This is a genomic window from Thiohalorhabdus denitrificans, from assembly GCF_001399755.1.
In the GTDB taxonomy this organism is placed as follows: domain Bacteria; phylum Pseudomonadota; class Gammaproteobacteria; order Thiohalorhabdales; family Thiohalorhabdaceae; genus Thiohalorhabdus; species Thiohalorhabdus denitrificans.
Genome location: NZ_LJCP01000011.1, coordinates 43,637 through 59,535, shown reverse-complemented (window position 1 = coordinate 59,535; position 15,899 = coordinate 43,637). Strand labels below are relative to the sequence as shown.

The following is a 15,899-nucleotide window of genomic DNA, read 5'->3' as shown; positions in this document are numbered from 1 at the left end:
ATGATTCTCATTTGATGCGGATCAAGGGCCATGGGCCCCTGCCCGCACGCCCGGGCGGTTTCCCCGTCTAACTGTATGAATCCTTGACACGCGACGAGGGGGGGAGCCATGTCCCGAGGCCAAGGGCAATGGGACCACCAGCAATGGGCGGAGCATCTGCGCGAGGTGCGGAGCGCCCTCAAGAAGCGGGATGCCATCGACCGGAACCTGGAGGGCGCCGCCACCTACGGTTCCGCGGAGGAGGCCCTCCGCGAGCGCTCCGCCTGGGCGGCCCGGGCCAAGGCGCATCTGCGACGGATGGCGGTGTTGGCCGAGGCAGCGCCCGACCCGGACAACGCCCGGGGGGTGGTGGGGCGCCTGGACCGCTGGCGGGCGCGGTCCCGCTGAGGGTTGGCAGGGGGCGGCATGCACCTCGCCGACCGGAACGTGGTGGCCACGGTGCGGGATCGTGCCTACGCCGAGGCCCGCCGGGCCCTGGGTGAGCTCGGGGACGTGACGGGGACGGCTACCCAGCCCGGGGGAGGAGCGGTTGCTGGACGGCTTCGTCCAAGAACCCCTGGCGGGGAAGGGCAGGGAAACGGGCGTGGACTTCCGGAACAGGATCGGATTCTGGACGTGGAGACGGTAGGGCAGCACGGCGAAACGGCCCTGGGGTGCCGGGCGGACCTGCGCCGCTCCCCCTTCCTGCACCAGGACGGAGCAGGGTGGCGTGGGCGACCGTTCCTATTTGGACCCGCGCCGTACCAGCTCGCGCTCGCGCTCCCGGGTCACCACCTTGACCAAGTCGTGCATGTACTCGGTGAAAAGCTCGAGGAGGTCGTCCACGGTGATGATGCCCTGGAGCTCCCCCGAGGCGCTCACCACCGGCAGCCGCCGCACCCCCCAGCTCTGCATGCGCAGCAGGGTCTCCCAGAGGTCGTCCTCCTCGCGGGCCAGGGCCGGCTCGGCGCTCATGACATCGCCCACGGTAACCTCGTCCACCCCTACCTCTTCCGCCAGCACCTCCACCACCAAGTCGCGGTCCGTGACGATCCCCACCGGGATCACCTCCCCCTCGAAGCGCTCCACCACCACCAGGTCGCCCACGTGGTGGTTGCGCATGAGGCGGGCCGCGTCGCGGATGGAGCGCTCCCGCTCCGTGACCGCCACATCCCGGTTGCAGTACTGGCCGATGCCCTGGGGCGGGAGGACGGAGCGGGTGGCGGCGCTCATTCCAGCTCCTCCCGGGTCATGTTCTCCAGGCCCTCCGCATCCCGCACCTTGAAGCCCCGCTTGGACACCTCCACCAGTTCCAGCTCGTGGAGGCGGGCCAGCCCGCGGCTCAGAGTCTCCGGGGCCAGGCCGAGGAAATTGGCGAGGTCCCGCTTGGGGATGCGGAAGGTGGCCGCGGAGGCCGCCGAGGTCGGGGTCCGGCGGTGCAGCTCCGCAAGGAAGTGCGCGATTCGGTAGAGGGCCGAGCGCCTGCTGAAGAGGCGATGCCGGGTGCCGTTGCGCGCGATGCGCTGGCTCATGGCCCGTAGCAGCTCGGTGTGCAGGCTGCCGGAGCGGCCCGACATGGCCACGGTGAAGGGCAGGGCGCAGATGCTGGTGGTGTCCAGTGCCCGGGCGGTCTCCGTGTGCCGGCCCTGGGCGATGGCGTCCAGGCCCAGGATGTCCCCGGGCAGATGGAAGCCGGTGATGGTGGCCTGGCCCCTGGAGTCGGTGTGAAAGGTCTCCATGAGGCCGGACCGCAGCAGGTAGAGGCATTCGAAGGTGTCGTCCTGCTCGAAGGCCTCCTCGCCCTTGCTTAGTGGACGGCCCCGCAGGATGCGAGCGTCCAGGTTCCGGCGCTCGTTGTCGTCCAGGTGGCCCGCCAGGCACGCGGGCAGGTTGCTGCACCGGTCGCATTCCGCGCCCAGGGATTCGACGGCGGCCGTTCGAGGGCGCCTGTGTGCTGTCATGATGCGGCCCCCTCAGTGCGCGTAGCGGGCGGGGGAGACTCCGGGAGACGCACCCGAGCCTCGTTCCGCCCAGCCTTGCAGGTACGCCGCCGCCTCCTCCGGGAGGGAGCTGTAGGACAGGACCAGGTGGTTCTTGTCGCACCGCACCACGCGCGTGGGAAGGCGAAAGCGGCTCTCGGGCTCCGCGAGATCGAACTGCACCTCCACCTCCAGGTCGGTGTTGCGCTCGTAGCGCAGGGGCCCGCAGTAGAGCTCCAGGCTCTCGGGGGTGAAATGCTTCGCGGAGCAGATGGCTACGGGAATGCTGTTGTGGTAGAGCAGTACCCGGTCAGGCAGCGTCGAGCGGTTCGCTAGGGTCGCCATGGGTGGCCTCCTGTGGGTGTACAAACCTGTCCGGCTCGGAGTCCCCGCCGGGGAGAGCCGGTGTCGCGATGCTCCTCCCTCAGGAGGTGGGCTGGTTGGCCCGCTTGACTTGAAAGGCGTACCGCCCCTTGGCCAGATACCGGGTGATCTCCAGGTTCAGGCTGTACCCCTGGTTGGAGTGGATGGTCAGGGGGCCATCATAGTCCGTCGGCTTGCGGTTCTTGCCCTTGAGCTCCATATCCCCGTAGACGCGGGGCCGACCCCATTCATCCTCCTCCTGGTCCAGGCGGAAATTGACCACCGAAATGAATTCCCGATCTTTTACGAGGTAGCCGAGGTTCTTGCGGCCACGGGTTGAGAAGTTAAAGCTCACTGTCGACCCCCTTCGAGGTTTGGTTGTCATAGTCGGAATACACGCCGTCGCGTTCATCGAGCTGGCTCCGTAACCGGCCGGCCGAGTCGGCGAGGCCGTTCCGGATGAGCAGCTCCTCCGTCCGGTGCAGGACGCTGTCCAAAGGAATACGCCCCCGCAGGAAGGCCCAGATCACTTGGCCCAGCTGGCGACGCTCCGCTTGCGACACATGGGGGGAGAGCTCGTCCCACGCCGTGCCCAGAACGGCGCCGAGGCCCTCTTTGGTTACGGGTTCCCGCAGGGCCCCCAGGTAGGCCTCCAGATAGGAGCGCGCGATCTGCTCCGCGGGGTAGGTACCGGCCTCCGCCGCGGTGACCAGGGTGGAGAGCCGCGCGTGCTCCCGCGGGGCCCGGGCCATCACGACCGGCCCCTGCTCCTCGTGAAAGGCCTTGAGGGCGGAAACCGGGTCGGCCCTCTCGAACAGCTCCCGCCAGCGCCGTATGGCCCGCTCCCGGCGTTGGTATTCCCGTCGGACCCGCGCCCTCGGCTCTCCACCCGAGGCCCACCGCCCGGAGGCCCGCGCGACCCCCTTCAGCCCTGGATATCGGGGTCCCTCGCGTTCCGTCTTCTCTGCAAGCGGAATCAGCTCCACGCCCTCCGGAAAGATCGGGCTCACCCGCTCCCTCCCCATGGGCTGCCGCCCGTTCGCCACGGACTCTCCTGACTGCACCATCTGATTGACCCCGATACGGACTGTGTCGGTGCGCATGGAGCGCCCCTGCCTTCCCGGGACCCAGGCCTCGGTTGGAGGCTCGGTCACCGGACCGTTGGGCCGGGTCCGGCAGGCTTCCGTGCGACTCCTTGCCGGTTCGGCCAGAAAGCGGGAATTACACCCCGCTCGGTAGCGTTCTTTTTAGGACACAGGGGAAAGGGGTCCAATTGGGATGTTGGCTTAAATTTTTAGGGGAAAACCCTAATGCAAGAGGAAGATGCGGGGCCTCGCCGGTTGTTCCGATATTTCTTTGGCACCCCTTCGGCAGAAGGCGGGAAGATGAAATATGGTTCCCGCCCTTATGCAATTCCCGACAAACAGTGGGGTACTTGATCTGGATTGGTGGTTGGCGGGTAGGCGGCCCGATGGCTGTGGCTATACGGTGGAATTCCGGGATTCCTTACGTCCCTGAACGTTTCCCCGTAATTGTTTTGTGGGATACCAGGGACGGCCCCGGAAAAGGGGGGCGGGAGCGCGCCAAGGCGACGGTCCTCCCGCCGGCGCGGCGGAGACCGCCGTCCCAGCCCGGCTGCAGGCCATGGGGAAGGACGGTATGAGGGAAAGCTTGGAGCAAACGGGTGGGTTGAAGGTGCCGTCGCGGATCCCCCTTCACGTACGACGGGGGCGCCGGCAGAAGGACGGGGAAGAGGGGCCGTTCGGGCCGGACTCGGAGCCCCTGGAAGAACAGCGCGCGGATTTCTACGAGTCCTCCCCCGTTCCCCAGATCGTCTGTCACCGCTCGGGGCGGGTGTACTCCCTGAATCGGGCCGCCCGGGACCTGCTCGGTCGGTCAGGATCCAGCATCCTGGGACGGCCCCTGCAGGGCTTCCTGTCCAGGCCCGATGGGAGAAGGTTCGAGACCTTCCTGGAGGAGGTGCTCGCCGGGGAGGGTGGGGCCGGTCTGGAGGTGCGCCTGGAAGCGGAGCCGAGCCGGGTGCAGGAGGTGGCCCTGGAGGGCTCGCCGGGCGGGCCGATGGGGGACGGCGAGGGCCTGGTGCTGCTCGCGGCGCGCGATGTCACCCGGCAGCGCGCGGCGGAGGAGATCCGCTACCGGGGCGAGCGGGCGCTCCGCGCCCTGAACGCCACCAACCAGGCCGTGCGCTGGGCCCCGGACGAGGGCACTCTGCTCCAGGAGATCTGCCATTTCCTGGTGCGCGGGGCCGGCTACACCCTGGCGTGGATCGGTGAGCCGGCCGGGGAGGACGGGGAGCCCATCCGGGTGCTGGCCTCGGCGGACCTCGATGGCTGCCTGGAGCGGATCCAGGACCCCATCGCCTGGGGTTTCCTCCCCCACGGACGGGGCCCCTTCGGTCGGGCCCTGGAGACGGGCAAGCCCGCCATGGTGGCCAACGTCGCCATGGACCCGCAGTACGACCTCTGGGGAGAGCAGGCGGCCGGTCAGCGCTTCCGCTCGGTGCTGGCCGTGCCCTTGCAGGACGAGCGCCGGGTACACGGTGTGCTGTGCATCTACGCCGAGGAGGCCGCGGCCTTCGACGCCTACGAGCTGAACATGCTCTGCCGCCTGGCGGACGAGACCGCCAACGCCATGGCCTCCTTCCGGGCCCGGGAGGCCCAGCACCGGGCCGAGCGGGAGCGCGACCGGCTGCTGGAGCTTCTGAACGCCACGCCGGACGCCGTGGCCATCGCGGATCCGCTGGGGGAAATCCTGTACGCAAACCCGGGAGCTTTCCGGATGGCGGGGCGGAGCCCGAGCTGCGACTCTGGCAGGGCCTTCCTAGGGGATTTCCTGGCCCCTGTTGCGGCGGAGCGCCTCCGCCGGGAGGGTTTCCCGCAGGCCCGGGAGGCCGGGCTCTGGAGGGGGGAGGCGGCCCTTCGCGACGCCGAGGGGCAAGACATTCCCGTGGCCATGGTGGTGGTGGCGCACAAGGACGGAGCGGGGCGCGTGGAGCGGTTCTCGGTTATGGCCCATGACCTCAGTCAATTCAAGAGCCAGCAGGCGGAGCTGGAGCGCGTTCGCCGGCTGGTGAGCCTGGGGGAGCTGGGCTCGGTGCTCGCCCATCAGCTGAACCAGCCGCTGGCCTCGGCCATGAATTTCGCCCAGGGGTCCCTGCGGCGGCTGGAAGAGCCCGACGAGGCCGGCAATATCCGATTCGGCCTCGAGCAGGTGGTGGGCTACGTGCGCCAGGCCGGGGAGATCGTCTGGGGGGTGCGGCATTTCCTGCGCAGCGGGGAGCCGAAGGCCCGCCCCATGTCGCTTAACTCCCTGATTCAGAGGTTGACACCGGACCATTTGCAGGGCGGGATGGAAGCTGCCCGGCTCGAGCTGGACCTGCAGGCGGAGCTGCCGCAGGTCCAGGCCGATCCCATTCTGCTCCAGGAATGCCTGAGCAACCTGGTCCGGAACGCCGAGGAGGCCATCGCGGCGCGGTCGGCGCAGGAGGCCCTGGAGGACAAGGGCGTAGTCACCCTGCGCACGCGGCGGTATTCCCGGGAGCTGGTGGAGGTGGCGGTGGAGGACGAGGGCATCGGTCTGCCCGAGGATCTGCGCGAGGATCCGGTCCAGCCGCTATTCACCACAAAAACCGGGGGAATGGGTCTGGGGATCTCGATATGCCGGTCCATCGTGGAATCCCACGGGGGCCGGTTCTGGGCGGCGCCGAACGACCCCGAGCCCGGAACCACTTTTCATCTGGCATTACCTGTCTGCCAAGAACCATGAAACTGTGAAGAGGGTCCCGATGCGCCAGGAAAAGGATATACCAACCGTTTTCGTCGTCGACGATGACGCGGGAATGCGGGATTCGATCCGATGGCTGCTGGAGTCCGTGAACCACAAGGTGGAGGTGTACTCGGACGCCCAGGAGTTCCTGGAGGGTCTGGACCCCGAACAGCCCGGCGTGGTCCTGCTGGATATCCGGATGCCCGGGGTGAGCGGCCTGGAGCTGCAGGAATGGCTCCGTGACCGCGGTCTGGAGATCCCCGTGATCATCCTCACCGGCCATGCCGATGTTCCCGCGGCGGTCCGGGCCATGAAGGGCGGGGCCCTGGACTTCATCGAGAAGCCCTACAACGCCCAGTACCTGATCGAGACCGTGCAGAAGGCCATCGAACAGGATCAGCAGCGCCGGGAGCTGGGCAGCCGCCGGGAGGAGCTGCGCCGCCGGGCGGCCCGCCTGACCACGCGGGAGAGCCAAGTGGCCAAGCGCGTGGTGCAGGGCTACTCCAACAAGGCCATCGCCCGCGAGCTGGATCTTAGCCCCAAAACCGTGGAAGTGCATCGGGGCCGGGTCATGGAGAAGATGGAGGCGGGCTCCACCGCCGAGCTCGTCCAGATGCTGATCGCCGCCGAATGGACCACGGAGGAAGAGGAAGCCTGAGCCTTCCGCCTTCCCCTGGCGAAGACCCACGCCCGTTTCCCGGCGTCCCCCCGCGGCACCCCCGTTCGCGGGGACGCTCCTGCCTCCAGCCGTTCCGACGGACCGGTTCCCGGGGGTCCGGACTTGCTTCCCTGGGTCCTGAATCCGCTCCCGGCCCGGCCCGCGCCCGGCTTCCGCCTGGCGGGGCCGTGAAGGGGAGAGCCATGCCCGGCGATCTTCCGGTCGGCAAGCTGCCCCCCGAGCTGATGGCCCGGATCCTCGCCCGGGCGCCGTGCGAGGATCCCCGGGTGCTTCAGGGCCCCGGGGTGGGGCTGGACTGTGCCGTTGTGGAGGCGGGGGCGTCCCTGCTGGTCTTCAAGGCGGACCCCATCACCTTCGCCACCGACCGGATCGGCGAGTACCTCGTCCGCATCAACGCCAACGATATCGCCACCAGCGGCGCCGAACCCCGCTGGCTCCTGGTGACCCTGCTGCTGCCCGCCCACCGGTGCACTGCCGCCGAGGCCGAGGCCATCGCCGAGCAGATCCACGCCGCCTGCCGGGCGGAAGGCATCGCCGTCATCGGCGGGCACACCGAGGTGACCCACGGCCTGGACCGTCCCATCGCCGCCGGCGCCCTGATCGGCGAGGTGGCCCGGGAGGACCTGGTGACCCCGCGCGGCGCCCGCCCCGGGGACCGGCTCCTGCTGACCAAGGGCGTGCCCATCGAGGCCACCTGCGTCCTGGCCAGTGAATTCCCGGAGCGGCTCCGGGGGGTGCTCGATCCGGAGGACCTGGAGCGGGCGCGGGACTTCCTGCGCGAGCCCGGCCTGGACGTGCTGCGGGATGCGCGCATCGCGCGCGGGGCCGGGCGGGTCACGGCCATGCACGATCCCACCGAGGGCGGCCTGGCCACGGCCCTGTGGGAGCTGGCCGAGGCCTCCGGCCGGGGGCTGGTGGTGGATCCGGAGGCGGTGCCCGTTCCGGAGCTCTCCCGGCGCGTCTGCGACGCCTTCGCCATCGATCCCCTGGCGGCCATCGCTTCCGGCGCCCTGCTCCTTGCCGCGGCGCCCGGCGACAGCCCGGCGATCATCGGGGCGCTGCGGGCGGCCGGCATCGACTGCCGGGAGATCGGCGAGGTCGGGGAGGGACCGGCCGGCGTCCGCCGGCCGGACGGGAGCCCCCTGGCCCGCCCGGAGCGGGATGAGATCGGCAGGGTCTTCGAGGGCTGAGTGCGGCCCGGAATCGGGCCTAGCGGGAGTCGCCCCGGGTGTCGGCGCTTTCCGGGGAGGGGGGCCGGGCCGGGGCGGGTGCTCCGACGGGCGCCGGACCCTCGAGCCGGGTACCCAGCTGGCCGATCAGCTCCTCCAGCAGGGCGGCCCGTTCCCGGTAATGGTCGCCGTGGGCGCTGTCCAGCGCCTCCTCCGCGGCCCGCTGGTACCGCAAGGCGGCCTCCTGGAGGAGGGTCCGGATTCCCTGGCGGCTGTTCTCGCTGTACATGGTGATCGCCTCATCCTGTTCCTTGCTGCGATGCCTCGTGGGCACCGTACGGGCCAGGATAGGGCTCCTCCGTTACAGGTTTGTGACGGCTCACTCCAGCAGGGCCGGATGGCCCGCCAGCTCCTCCTCGAAGCCGAAGTTGCGCAGGTCGCGGATCCGCATGGGGTAGAGGACGCCGTCGAGGTGGTCGCATTCGTGCTGGACCACCCGTGCATGGAACCCGGACACCTCCCGGTCCAGGGGCTCACCGTCGGGGGTAAATCCGGTGTAGCGCAGGCGGGAGTGGCGGGGGACCAGGCCGCGGAAACCGGGGATGCTCAGGCAGCCCTCCCAGTCCTCTTCTATGGCCCCGGGCTGGGGGTGGAGTGTGGGGTTGATCAGGGCGGTGGCCGGGACGTCCTCCGCCCCCGGGTAGCGGGGGCTGGAGGCTACGGCGAACACCACCACCCGCCGGGGCACGCCGATCTGAGGGGCCGCCAGGCCCACGCCCCCGTGGGCCGCCATGGTGTCCCATAGATCCCGGATCAGGTCGTGCACCTCCCCGGAGTCCAGATCGGCCACCGGCTCGGCCGGCTCCAGCAGACGCCCATCCCCCATGCGGAGCACTTCCCGTACCGCCATCTCGCCCTCCTCCGGAGCACCGGTGGGACCCTCCCGGGCGTCGCCCCGGCATTTCGGTCCACCACCCCTGCCTAAGCCAAAAACGGGCGGAATGCAATGCTCCCGACCCCCGGGGCTCCGGGAGCGATCCCCAAGGGGCAGCACCAAAGGGGCCATCGGCGACGGCCGATGGCCCGGGAAGACGGCAGCGAGCGGGGCTACTCCGCCATGGAGGCGATCCACGCGGCGATCTGGCCCAGCTGCTCGTCCTTGCCGGCGGCCTGCGGCTGCGGCGGCATGGGGGTCCCGCCGGTGACGTCGGCCCAGGTCCCGGAGGAGCCGTTCTCAACCGCCGCCTTCATCCGTTCCAGGATCTTGGCCTTGTCCCCGCCGTATTTCTCCGCCACATCCACATAGGCGGGACCGACCAGCTTGTTCTCGGCGGCGTGGCAGGCGGTGCAGCCCAGGGACTGGGCCGCGGATTTGCCCTCCTGGGCGTGGGCTGTGGAGCCCCAGATCAGGCCGGTGGCGAGAAGGATGGTGCCCGTGGCTATGGGGTTGCGCATGGTGCCCTCCGGTCGGGTTGTGGTGCGCGGTGCGTAAAGTTACATATTGTATGCGTCTTTCTACACCTTCCCGCTCGCTAGGACAATAACCCCATCGGAGGTTGGAAATCAGCCTAAGGGACGTGCGGGAGCGGTGACGAGGACGAGGGAGTGTCCGGGGCGCCCCCCATGCTAGGATGCCCCTTTCGGCGCGCGGCGACCCCGGAGGCGCAGGCATGGCACAGGCGCGGATGGCGTGGGAGCACCTGGTCACCCAGGAGCGGCTGGGCAGGGAGGAGGAGCCCGCCCCGCAGCGGCACCGGACCAATTTCCAGCAGGACTTCGACCGCATCGTCTTCTCCTCGGCCTTCCGGCGGCTGCAGGACAAGACCCAGGTCTTCCCCCTGGCGGAGAGCGACTACGTCCGCACCCGGCTGACGCACAGTTTGGAGGTGTCCTGCGTGGGCCGTTCCCTGGGGACCAAGGTGGGTGAGGAGGTGGCCGCCCGTGAGCGGTTCGAGGTGGTGGACCCCGGGGACTTCGGCTCCATCGTGGCGGCGGCCTGCCTGGCCCACGACATCGGCAATCCCCCCTTCGGCCATTCCGGCGAGGACGCCATCCAGCACTGGTTCGCCACCAGCAATCTCGGCGCCGAGGCCCTTGCCCCCCTGTCCGAGCAGCAGGCGGCGGAGTTCCGGCGCTTCGAGGGCAACGCCCAGGGCCTGCGGGTGGTCACCCGCCTGCAGAACCCGGATAACGAAGGCGGCCTGCAGCTCACCTTCGCCACCCTCGGGGCCGCCCTGAAGTATCCCCGGCCCGCCCACCGTACCGATCCCGCCGATGGGGTCAGCGGCAAGAAGCACGGCTACTTCGCCGCCGAGGAGGAGCACTTCCGCAGGGTGGTGGAGCGGACCGGCATGCTGCCCCGCGATCCGGAGGCGGGCGTCTACTGCCGCCACCCCCTTGCCTTCCTCATGGAAGCGGCCGACGACATCTCCTACCAGATCGTGGACTTCGAGGATTCCTACCGGCTGGGCCTGCTCAGCTTCGAGGACGTGGCGAGCCACATCCGGCCCATCCTGCGGGACGACGACCGGGTGAACGCGCGCCTGGCCCAGATCGGCTCGGAGAAGGAGCGGGTGGAGTACCTCCGGGCGCGGGCCATCAACCAACTGGTGGAGGAGACCGCCACCGCCTTCCTGGAGCGGGAGGAGGAGATCCTGGCCGGGCGGTTCGACCGGGAGCTCAAGGAGCTGATCCCCTCGGCGGAGGCCATGGCGGAGATCGAGCGCACTTCCTTCGAGCGCATCTACAACGCCAAGGGCGTGCTGGAGATCGACGCCGCCGGGTTCGGGGTGCTCGGCGGCCTGCTGGAGACCTTCTTCGGGCCGGTGCGGGAAACCGCCGAGGCCGAGCGCGCGGGGCGGCTCCGGGAGGCCTCCGCCCACAGCCGCACCGTGGCCCAGCTGGTGCCGGAGCAGTTCCTCTACGACGGGGTCACGGGCGAGCGCCTCACCGACCCCTACCTGCTGCTGCTTAACCTCACCGACTTCGTCTCCGGCATGACCGACGGCTACGCCGTTTCCCTGTACAAGAAGCTCACCGGGATCTCCCTGCCCCACCGCGGCTGAGGGCCCGGGCCGGGCTTTTCACGTTGGCCTCCGGCGGCTAGGATTCCCCCATGATCCATCCGGGAAAGCCCGCCCGGGCCGGGCGGGGGAACGGTCAGGAGGCTTGGCATGTGGCAGGCGAAGACGGGGTTCTATGGGGCCTGCGCGGGGGGCGTGGTCCTGTTCATGGCCGCCGGTTACCTCTGGGTGGGCCCGGCGGCCGCGGCCGGGCCCCCGGTGCTGCTCGGCGCGCTGGGGCTGGGCCTTCTGCTGCGCTGTTTCCACGACTAGTACGGCCTGGGCGGCTTCGCCCGACGGGCCGGTAGGCGCCCACTTCAGGAAACCGATCGCCCACTGAAGTGGGCTCCTACGAGTGCGCTTCGGCGGGGGCTGGCGCGTCCGGGAGTCATCGGCTGGAAGCCTTTTCCTCGGGCACGCCGTCCCGGAAACGCAAGCGCTCCCCGGTGCGGGCCGGGACCCGCTCCCCGGGGGAGAGGATGCCCACCAGATTGAGGGGGTCGGTGGCGGCCACCGTTACGGTGCGCTCCTCCCGGCCGCGCTTGCGCACCTTGCGCAGGGCCCCCACCGCCTCCGGCAGGGCGAACTGCTCGCCGGAGAAGCCGGCCACGAAGCGCCCGCCGCGCACCTCCCCGCGGTCCTCCAGGCGCCGATAGACGCGCAGCAGCTCCCGCCAGGGCGGCAGCCAGTCCGGCTCGCGCGCCAGTACCGCCCGGAAGACCACGCCGTAGCGCTCCAGCAGGGTCCAGGCGGCGGCTTCCACGGCGGCTGGGTCGTGGGCGGCCTCCGGGTCCGGTCCGGCGGCGGGGTGGACCGGTGCCCAGCGGCCCGCCTCCTCCACCCCCCGCTCGGGGGCCGCCAGCGGGCGCCTCCGGCTCCGGCCGCCCCGCCGGGGGCGTCCACGTGCCTCCGTCGGCTTCAGCAGGGCCCGCAGGCCGGCGAAGCTGTCGCTCGACGCCCGCCCCCAGGCCACCAGCTCGCCCAGGGCCTCCTCCACCTCCGTGCGCAGCATGCCCGCGCAGCCCACCAGCTCGTCGAAGAACTGGGCGCCGCGCTCGCGGAGGCAGGACTCCAGCTTGGCCGCCTTGCCGGACAGGCCCTCCTCGGAAACCGCCACCGTGGACGCCAGGGCCTTCCAGTCCGGCAGGTTCTTGCGCTGCACCAGCGCCACCGGGGCGGTGCGCACGGAGCCGGCCCGCCGGGCCTTGCCGCGCGCCACACCGGGCGGAGTGAGGCGGGTCCACACCACCCGGCCGGAAAGGCAGAGCTGGTCGAGCCACTGGGGATCGTAGCCGGGCAGGCGGGCGGGCAGGATGTCGCTCTCCCAGGCCGCCGCCGGGGCCTCGAAGCCCTCCAGCTGCTCGATCACCGCCAGCAGGGCCTCCGGGCCCTCGCGCTCCTCTTGCGCGGGCTCGCCGGCCAGGGCGTGCCATTCCAGCAGGAAGCGGGTGTAGTCCGCCGGCTCCACCGGCTCGATCTCGCGGCGCAGGCGGTCCAGGGTGTGGCGGTGGAGGCGCGCCAGCAGGCGGCGCTCGCACCACTCCTCGCCGACCGCCTCGGGGGTGAAGCGGCCGCGGAAGGCGGCGCCCTCCGTCTCCAGGGCGGCCAGGGCCCCCTCCACCGCGGGGGTGGGAACGCCAAGCGCGGCGGCCAGGGCTTCGGCGGTGGTGGGGCCGAGGCCGTCCAGGCGGCCGCGTACCAGCTCGCGCAGGGCCTCCTCCGCCTCGGGTAGGGGTTCGGGCTCCGCGGCCGGCCGCGGCTCCAGGGTCGCCTCCGGATGCACGGCGCGCAGCTGGCCCAGGCGCTCCACGGCCGCCCACAGCACCGGGCCTTGAGGGGGGCGCACCCGGAAGGCGCGTCCCTCGCCCCGCAGGGTCTCGAAATCCGCGCCCCAGCCGTGGGCGCCGCCCTCCTCGGCGGTGACCGCCCCCAGCAGGTCAAGGGCATCGTGCAGCTCGTCGCGGTCGCGGGCCTCGGGCCAGGCCTCCTCGCGGACCCGGGCGATGGCGTCGGGGTCCAGGCGGCCGATGTCGGCGGCATCCGCCGGATCCAGGTAGCGCCGCGCCTGCACCATGCGGGTGCGCCGCTCCTCCGCGGGGGCGTCGTCGAGGAAGGCGTAGGGCCGGGCGTTCAGAATCTCGTGGCACAGGGGCGAGGGCTCGGTGAGGTCGGCGGCCACCACCCGCACGCCGCCGTCCCGCATCTTGGTGAGCACTTGCTCTAGCCCGGCGATATCCATGGCCTCATGCAGGCAGTCGTGGATGGTCTGGCTCACCAGCGGGTGGTCCGGCACCTCGCGGTCGCCGGCCAGGTTCTCGAAGCAGGCGATCTGGTCGGGGAACACCGCGCTAATGAGGTCCTCCGACTCCATGCGCTGCAGCTGGGGCGGGGTGCGCCCGCCATTGCGAAAGCGCCGGATGGCCAGGGCGGTGGTGGCGTTCCAGCGCCAGCGGGTGGTGAACAGCGGCGCGTCGAGCAGGGCCTGCACCAGGATCTCGCGCACCGTCTCCGGGCTCAGGTAGCGGGCCACCTCTTCCAGGGGGAAGCTGTGCGCGGTGGCCAGGGACAGGATCACCGTGTCCTCGGTGGCCGCCGCCTGCAGCTCGAAGTTGAACTTGCGGCAGAAGCGCTTGCGCAGGGCCAAGCCCCAGGCCTTGTTCACGCGGCTGCCGAATGGGCTGTGCAGCACCAGCTGCATGCCGCCGGACTCGTCGAAGAAGCGCTCCAGGACCACCGTGTCCAGGGTGGGCAGCGCGCCCAGGGCGAGGCGGGCGGCGGCGAGGTAGGCGACCGCCTGCTCGGCGGCGGGGCGGGGGACGCCGTCGGTCTCGGTGAGCCAATTTACGGCGGGTGCCAGGGAGCGGTCTTGCCCCTCCAAGGTTGTCGCGACGGGGGCCGTCGCTCCTACGGAATGGTCGCCGCCCTCGGATGGTCGCGGCCGGGAGGCCGCTCCTACACCCGGTTCTTCGGCATCTGTAGGAGCGACGGCCCCCGTCGCGACCTCTACCCCGGGATCCCCATTCGGCCCCAGCCCCAGCCGCTCCTCCACGCCGCGGCGGAGGTCGGAGACGTAGCGGCTCAATTCCTCCGTACGCCCCGGCGCCTCGCCGAACCAGAAGGGCAGGCTGGGCGGCAGGCCCTGGGCGTCCTCCACCCGCACGCGCCCGGCCTGGATGCGCAGGAAACGGTAGCTGCGGTTGCCGAGCTGGAAGACGTCGCCGCTCATGGCCTCCAGGGCGAAGTCCTCGTTGACCGAGCCGATCACCTGCCCCTCCGGCTCCAGCACCACGTCGAAGTCGCCCTGGTCGGGGATGGTGCCGGCGCAGGTCACCGCGGTGAGCCGGGCGCCCCGGCGCGGGCGCAGCACGCCGTTCACAGTGTCGCGGTGGATGAGCGCCCCCTTGCGGCCGCGCCCGGTGGCAAAGCCTTCGGCGACCATTCGCACCGTGTCTTCGAAGTCCTTGTCGGACAGGTCCCGGTACGGGTAGGCGCGGCGGCAGCGGGCCCGCAGCTCCGCCTCGGTCAGCTCGCCCTCGGCGGCCACCTCGGCGGTGACCTGCTGGGCGAGCACCTCCAGCGGCGCCGCCGGGATCCACAGGCGGTCCAGCTCGCCGTCGCGGGCGGCGCGCACCAGGGCGATGCACTCCACCAGGTCGTCGCGGGACAGGGGGAACAGCCTTCCCTTGGGAGTGGCCGCCACCGCGTGGCCGGAGCGGCCCACCCGCTGCAGGAAGTTGGCGATGGTGCGGGTGGAGCCGAGCTGCGCCACCAGGTCCACGGCGCCGATGTCGATGCCCAGTTCCAGGGAGGCGGTGGCCACCAGCACCCGGATCTCGCCGTGCTTGAGCGCGCGCTCCGCGGCCAGGCGCCGGTCGCGGGACAGGCTGCCGTGGTGGGCGGCCACCTGCTCCTCGCCGAGGCGCTCGCCCAGGTGGCGGGCCACCCGCTCGGCGGTGCGTCGGGTGTTGGCGAACACCAGGGTGGTTCGGTGGCTGGCGGCCAGTTCGGCCAGGCGGTCGTAGACCTCCGCCCACACCTCGTTGGCCATCACCGCTTCCAGCGGGGAGTCCGGCACCTCCACCGCCAGATCGGCCCGGCGGAAGTGGCCGGCGTCGATGATGCGGCAGTCGGGGCTGCCCTCGGCGTCCAGATGCCCCGTCCCCACCAGAAACCGGGCCACCTCCACGATGGGCTTCTGGGTGGCCGACAGGCCCACCCGGGTGAGGGGCCCCTCGGCGAGGGCCGCAAGGCGCTCCAGGGACAGCGCCAGGTGGGCGCCGCGCTTGGAGGGGGCCAGGGCGTGGATCTCGTCGACGATCACCGTGCGGGCGGTTCCCAGCATCCCCCGCCCGGACTCCGAGGTGAGGAGGATGTGCAGGGACTCCGGCGTGGTCACCAGGATGTGCGGCGGGCGCTTGCGCATGGCGTCGCGCTCGGCCCGGGGCGTGTCGCCGGTGCGCACCATGGTGCGGATGCCCGTGGGGGCGGAACCGGCCGCCGCCAGGCGCTCCTCGATGCCCGCCAGTGGGCCCTCCAGGTTGAGGCGGATGTCGTTGGAAAGGGCGCGCAGGGGCGAGACGTAGACCACCTGCACCGCGTCCTCCAGCGTCCCGGCCTCGGCCTGCCGAACCAGGTCGTCCAGTGCGGCGAGGAAGGCCGCCAGGGTCTTGCCGGAGCCGGTGGGGGCGGCGATCAGGGCGTGGCGGCCCGAGGCCACCGCCGGCCAGGCCTGCTCCTGCACCGGCGTGGGCTCCCGGAACACGTCCCGGAACCAGCCGGCTACGGCGGGATGGAAGGATTCGAGGCCCATCGAGGTCCCATCGGCGATGGATGCGGAGTCGGGGAAAGCGGGGGCCGGAATTGGCCGCACCCCGCCCGGAGA

General features: G+C 71.1%; 15 protein-coding genes. 6 read left to right on the top strand and 9 right to left on the bottom strand.

Translation table 11 applies throughout. From position 1 onward, the window contains the following. Window positions 1-108 precede the first annotated feature (108 nt). Window positions 109-387 (top strand): hypothetical protein, encoded by a 279-nt coding sequence (locus tag AN478_RS09775; protein ID WP_054966438.1) that lies wholly within the window; start codon window positions 109-111, stop codon window positions 385-387. A 336-nt stretch (window positions 388-723) separates the two neighbouring features. On the opposite strand, the gene AN478_RS09770 is transcribed toward AN478_RS09775, so the two are convergent. From AN478_RS09770 to AN478_RS09750, 5 genes are all read right to left on the bottom strand, one after another. Beyond that, window positions 724-1,212, bottom strand: a complete 489-nt coding sequence (locus AN478_RS09770; RefSeq protein WP_054966437.1) for a CBS domain-containing protein — start codon at window positions 1,210-1,212, stop codon at window positions 724-726. Beyond that, on the bottom strand, window positions 1,209-1,940 hold the full coding sequence (locus tag AN478_RS09765) for a helix-turn-helix domain-containing protein (protein ID WP_054966436.1): 732 nt from the start codon (window positions 1,938-1,940) through the stop codon (window positions 1,209-1,211). Before AN478_RS09765 ends, AN478_RS09770 begins: the two co-directional genes overlap by 4 nt. A gap of 12 nt (window positions 1,941-1,952) precedes the next feature. Then, window positions 1,953-2,303 carry a hypothetical protein gene (locus tag AN478_RS09760; protein WP_054966435.1) on the bottom strand — a complete coding sequence of 117 codons (351 nt, stop codon included), beginning with the start codon at window positions 2,301-2,303 and terminating at the stop codon, window positions 1,953-1,955. A 79-nt stretch (window positions 2,304-2,382) separates the two neighbouring features. Then, window positions 2,383-2,676, bottom strand: coding sequence for a hypothetical protein (locus AN478_RS09755; protein WP_054966434.1), 294 nt, complete (start codon window positions 2,674-2,676; stop codon window positions 2,383-2,385). After that, complete coding sequence (locus tag AN478_RS09750; RefSeq protein ID WP_054966433.1) at window positions 2,666-3,424, bottom strand: DUF1722 domain-containing protein; 759 nt, start codon at window positions 3,422-3,424, stop codon at window positions 2,666-2,668. The genes AN478_RS09755 and AN478_RS09750 overlap by 11 nt, the downstream gene beginning before the upstream one ends. A gap of 556 nt (window positions 3,425-3,980) precedes the next feature. Here AN478_RS09750 and AN478_RS09745 point away from each other — a divergent pair. The 3 genes from AN478_RS09745 (at window position 3,981) to AN478_RS09735 (ending at window position 7,976) form a co-directional block, all read left to right on the top strand. Then, window positions 3,981-6,107 carry a PAS domain-containing protein gene (locus AN478_RS09745; RefSeq protein WP_176758729.1) on the top strand — a complete coding sequence of 709 codons (2,127 nt, stop codon included), beginning with the start codon at window positions 3,981-3,983 and terminating at the stop codon, window positions 6,105-6,107. A gap of 19 nt (window positions 6,108-6,126) precedes the next feature. Beyond that, window positions 6,127-6,765 (top strand): response regulator transcription factor, encoded by a 639-nt coding sequence (locus AN478_RS09740; RefSeq protein ID WP_054966431.1) that lies wholly within the window; start codon window positions 6,127-6,129, stop codon window positions 6,763-6,765. A gap of 203 nt (window positions 6,766-6,968) precedes the next feature. Then, window positions 6,969-7,976: an AIR synthase family protein gene (locus AN478_RS09735; RefSeq protein ID WP_054966430.1), complete on the top strand. Its 1,008-nt coding sequence runs from the start codon at window positions 6,969-6,971 to the stop codon at window positions 7,974-7,976. 19 nt (window positions 7,977-7,995) lie between these two features. Here the strand turns inward: AN478_RS09735 and AN478_RS09730 are convergent, their stop codons facing one another. From AN478_RS09730 to AN478_RS09720, 3 genes are all read right to left on the bottom strand, one after another. Further along, entirely contained in the window at window positions 7,996-8,244 is a 249-nt protein-coding gene (locus tag AN478_RS09730; protein ID WP_054966429.1) for a hypothetical protein, read from the bottom strand. Between the two features lie 90 nt (window positions 8,245-8,334). Continuing rightward, complete coding sequence (gene def, locus AN478_RS09725) at window positions 8,335-8,865, bottom strand: peptide deformylase (protein WP_054966428.1); 531 nt, start codon at window positions 8,863-8,865, stop codon at window positions 8,335-8,337. 197 nt (window positions 8,866-9,062) lie between these two features. Further along, window positions 9,063-9,410, bottom strand: coding sequence for a c-type cytochrome (locus AN478_RS09720; protein WP_054966427.1), 348 nt, complete (start codon window positions 9,408-9,410; stop codon window positions 9,063-9,065). Between the two features lie 215 nt (window positions 9,411-9,625). Here AN478_RS09720 and AN478_RS09715 point away from each other — a divergent pair, with 215 nt between their 5' ends. Together AN478_RS09715 and AN478_RS13975 are read left to right on the top strand one after the other, a co-directional pair. Further along, entirely contained in the window at window positions 9,626-11,020 is a 1,395-nt protein-coding gene (locus AN478_RS09715) for a deoxyguanosinetriphosphate triphosphohydrolase (protein ID WP_231627381.1), read from the top strand. 108 nt (window positions 11,021-11,128) lie between these two features. After that, a complete protein-coding gene (locus AN478_RS13975) occupies window positions 11,129-11,290 on the top strand; it encodes a hypothetical protein (protein ID WP_156344092.1) in 162 nt (53 codons plus the stop codon). A gap of 115 nt (window positions 11,291-11,405) precedes the next feature. Here AN478_RS13975 and AN478_RS09710 read toward each other — a convergent pair whose 3' ends face one another. Beyond that, window positions 11,406-15,827 carry a DEAD/DEAH box helicase gene (locus tag AN478_RS09710; RefSeq protein ID WP_074471272.1) on the bottom strand — a complete coding sequence of 1,474 codons (4,422 nt, stop codon included), beginning with the start codon at window positions 15,825-15,827 and terminating at the stop codon, window positions 11,406-11,408. Window positions 15,828-15,899 lie beyond the last annotated feature (72 nt).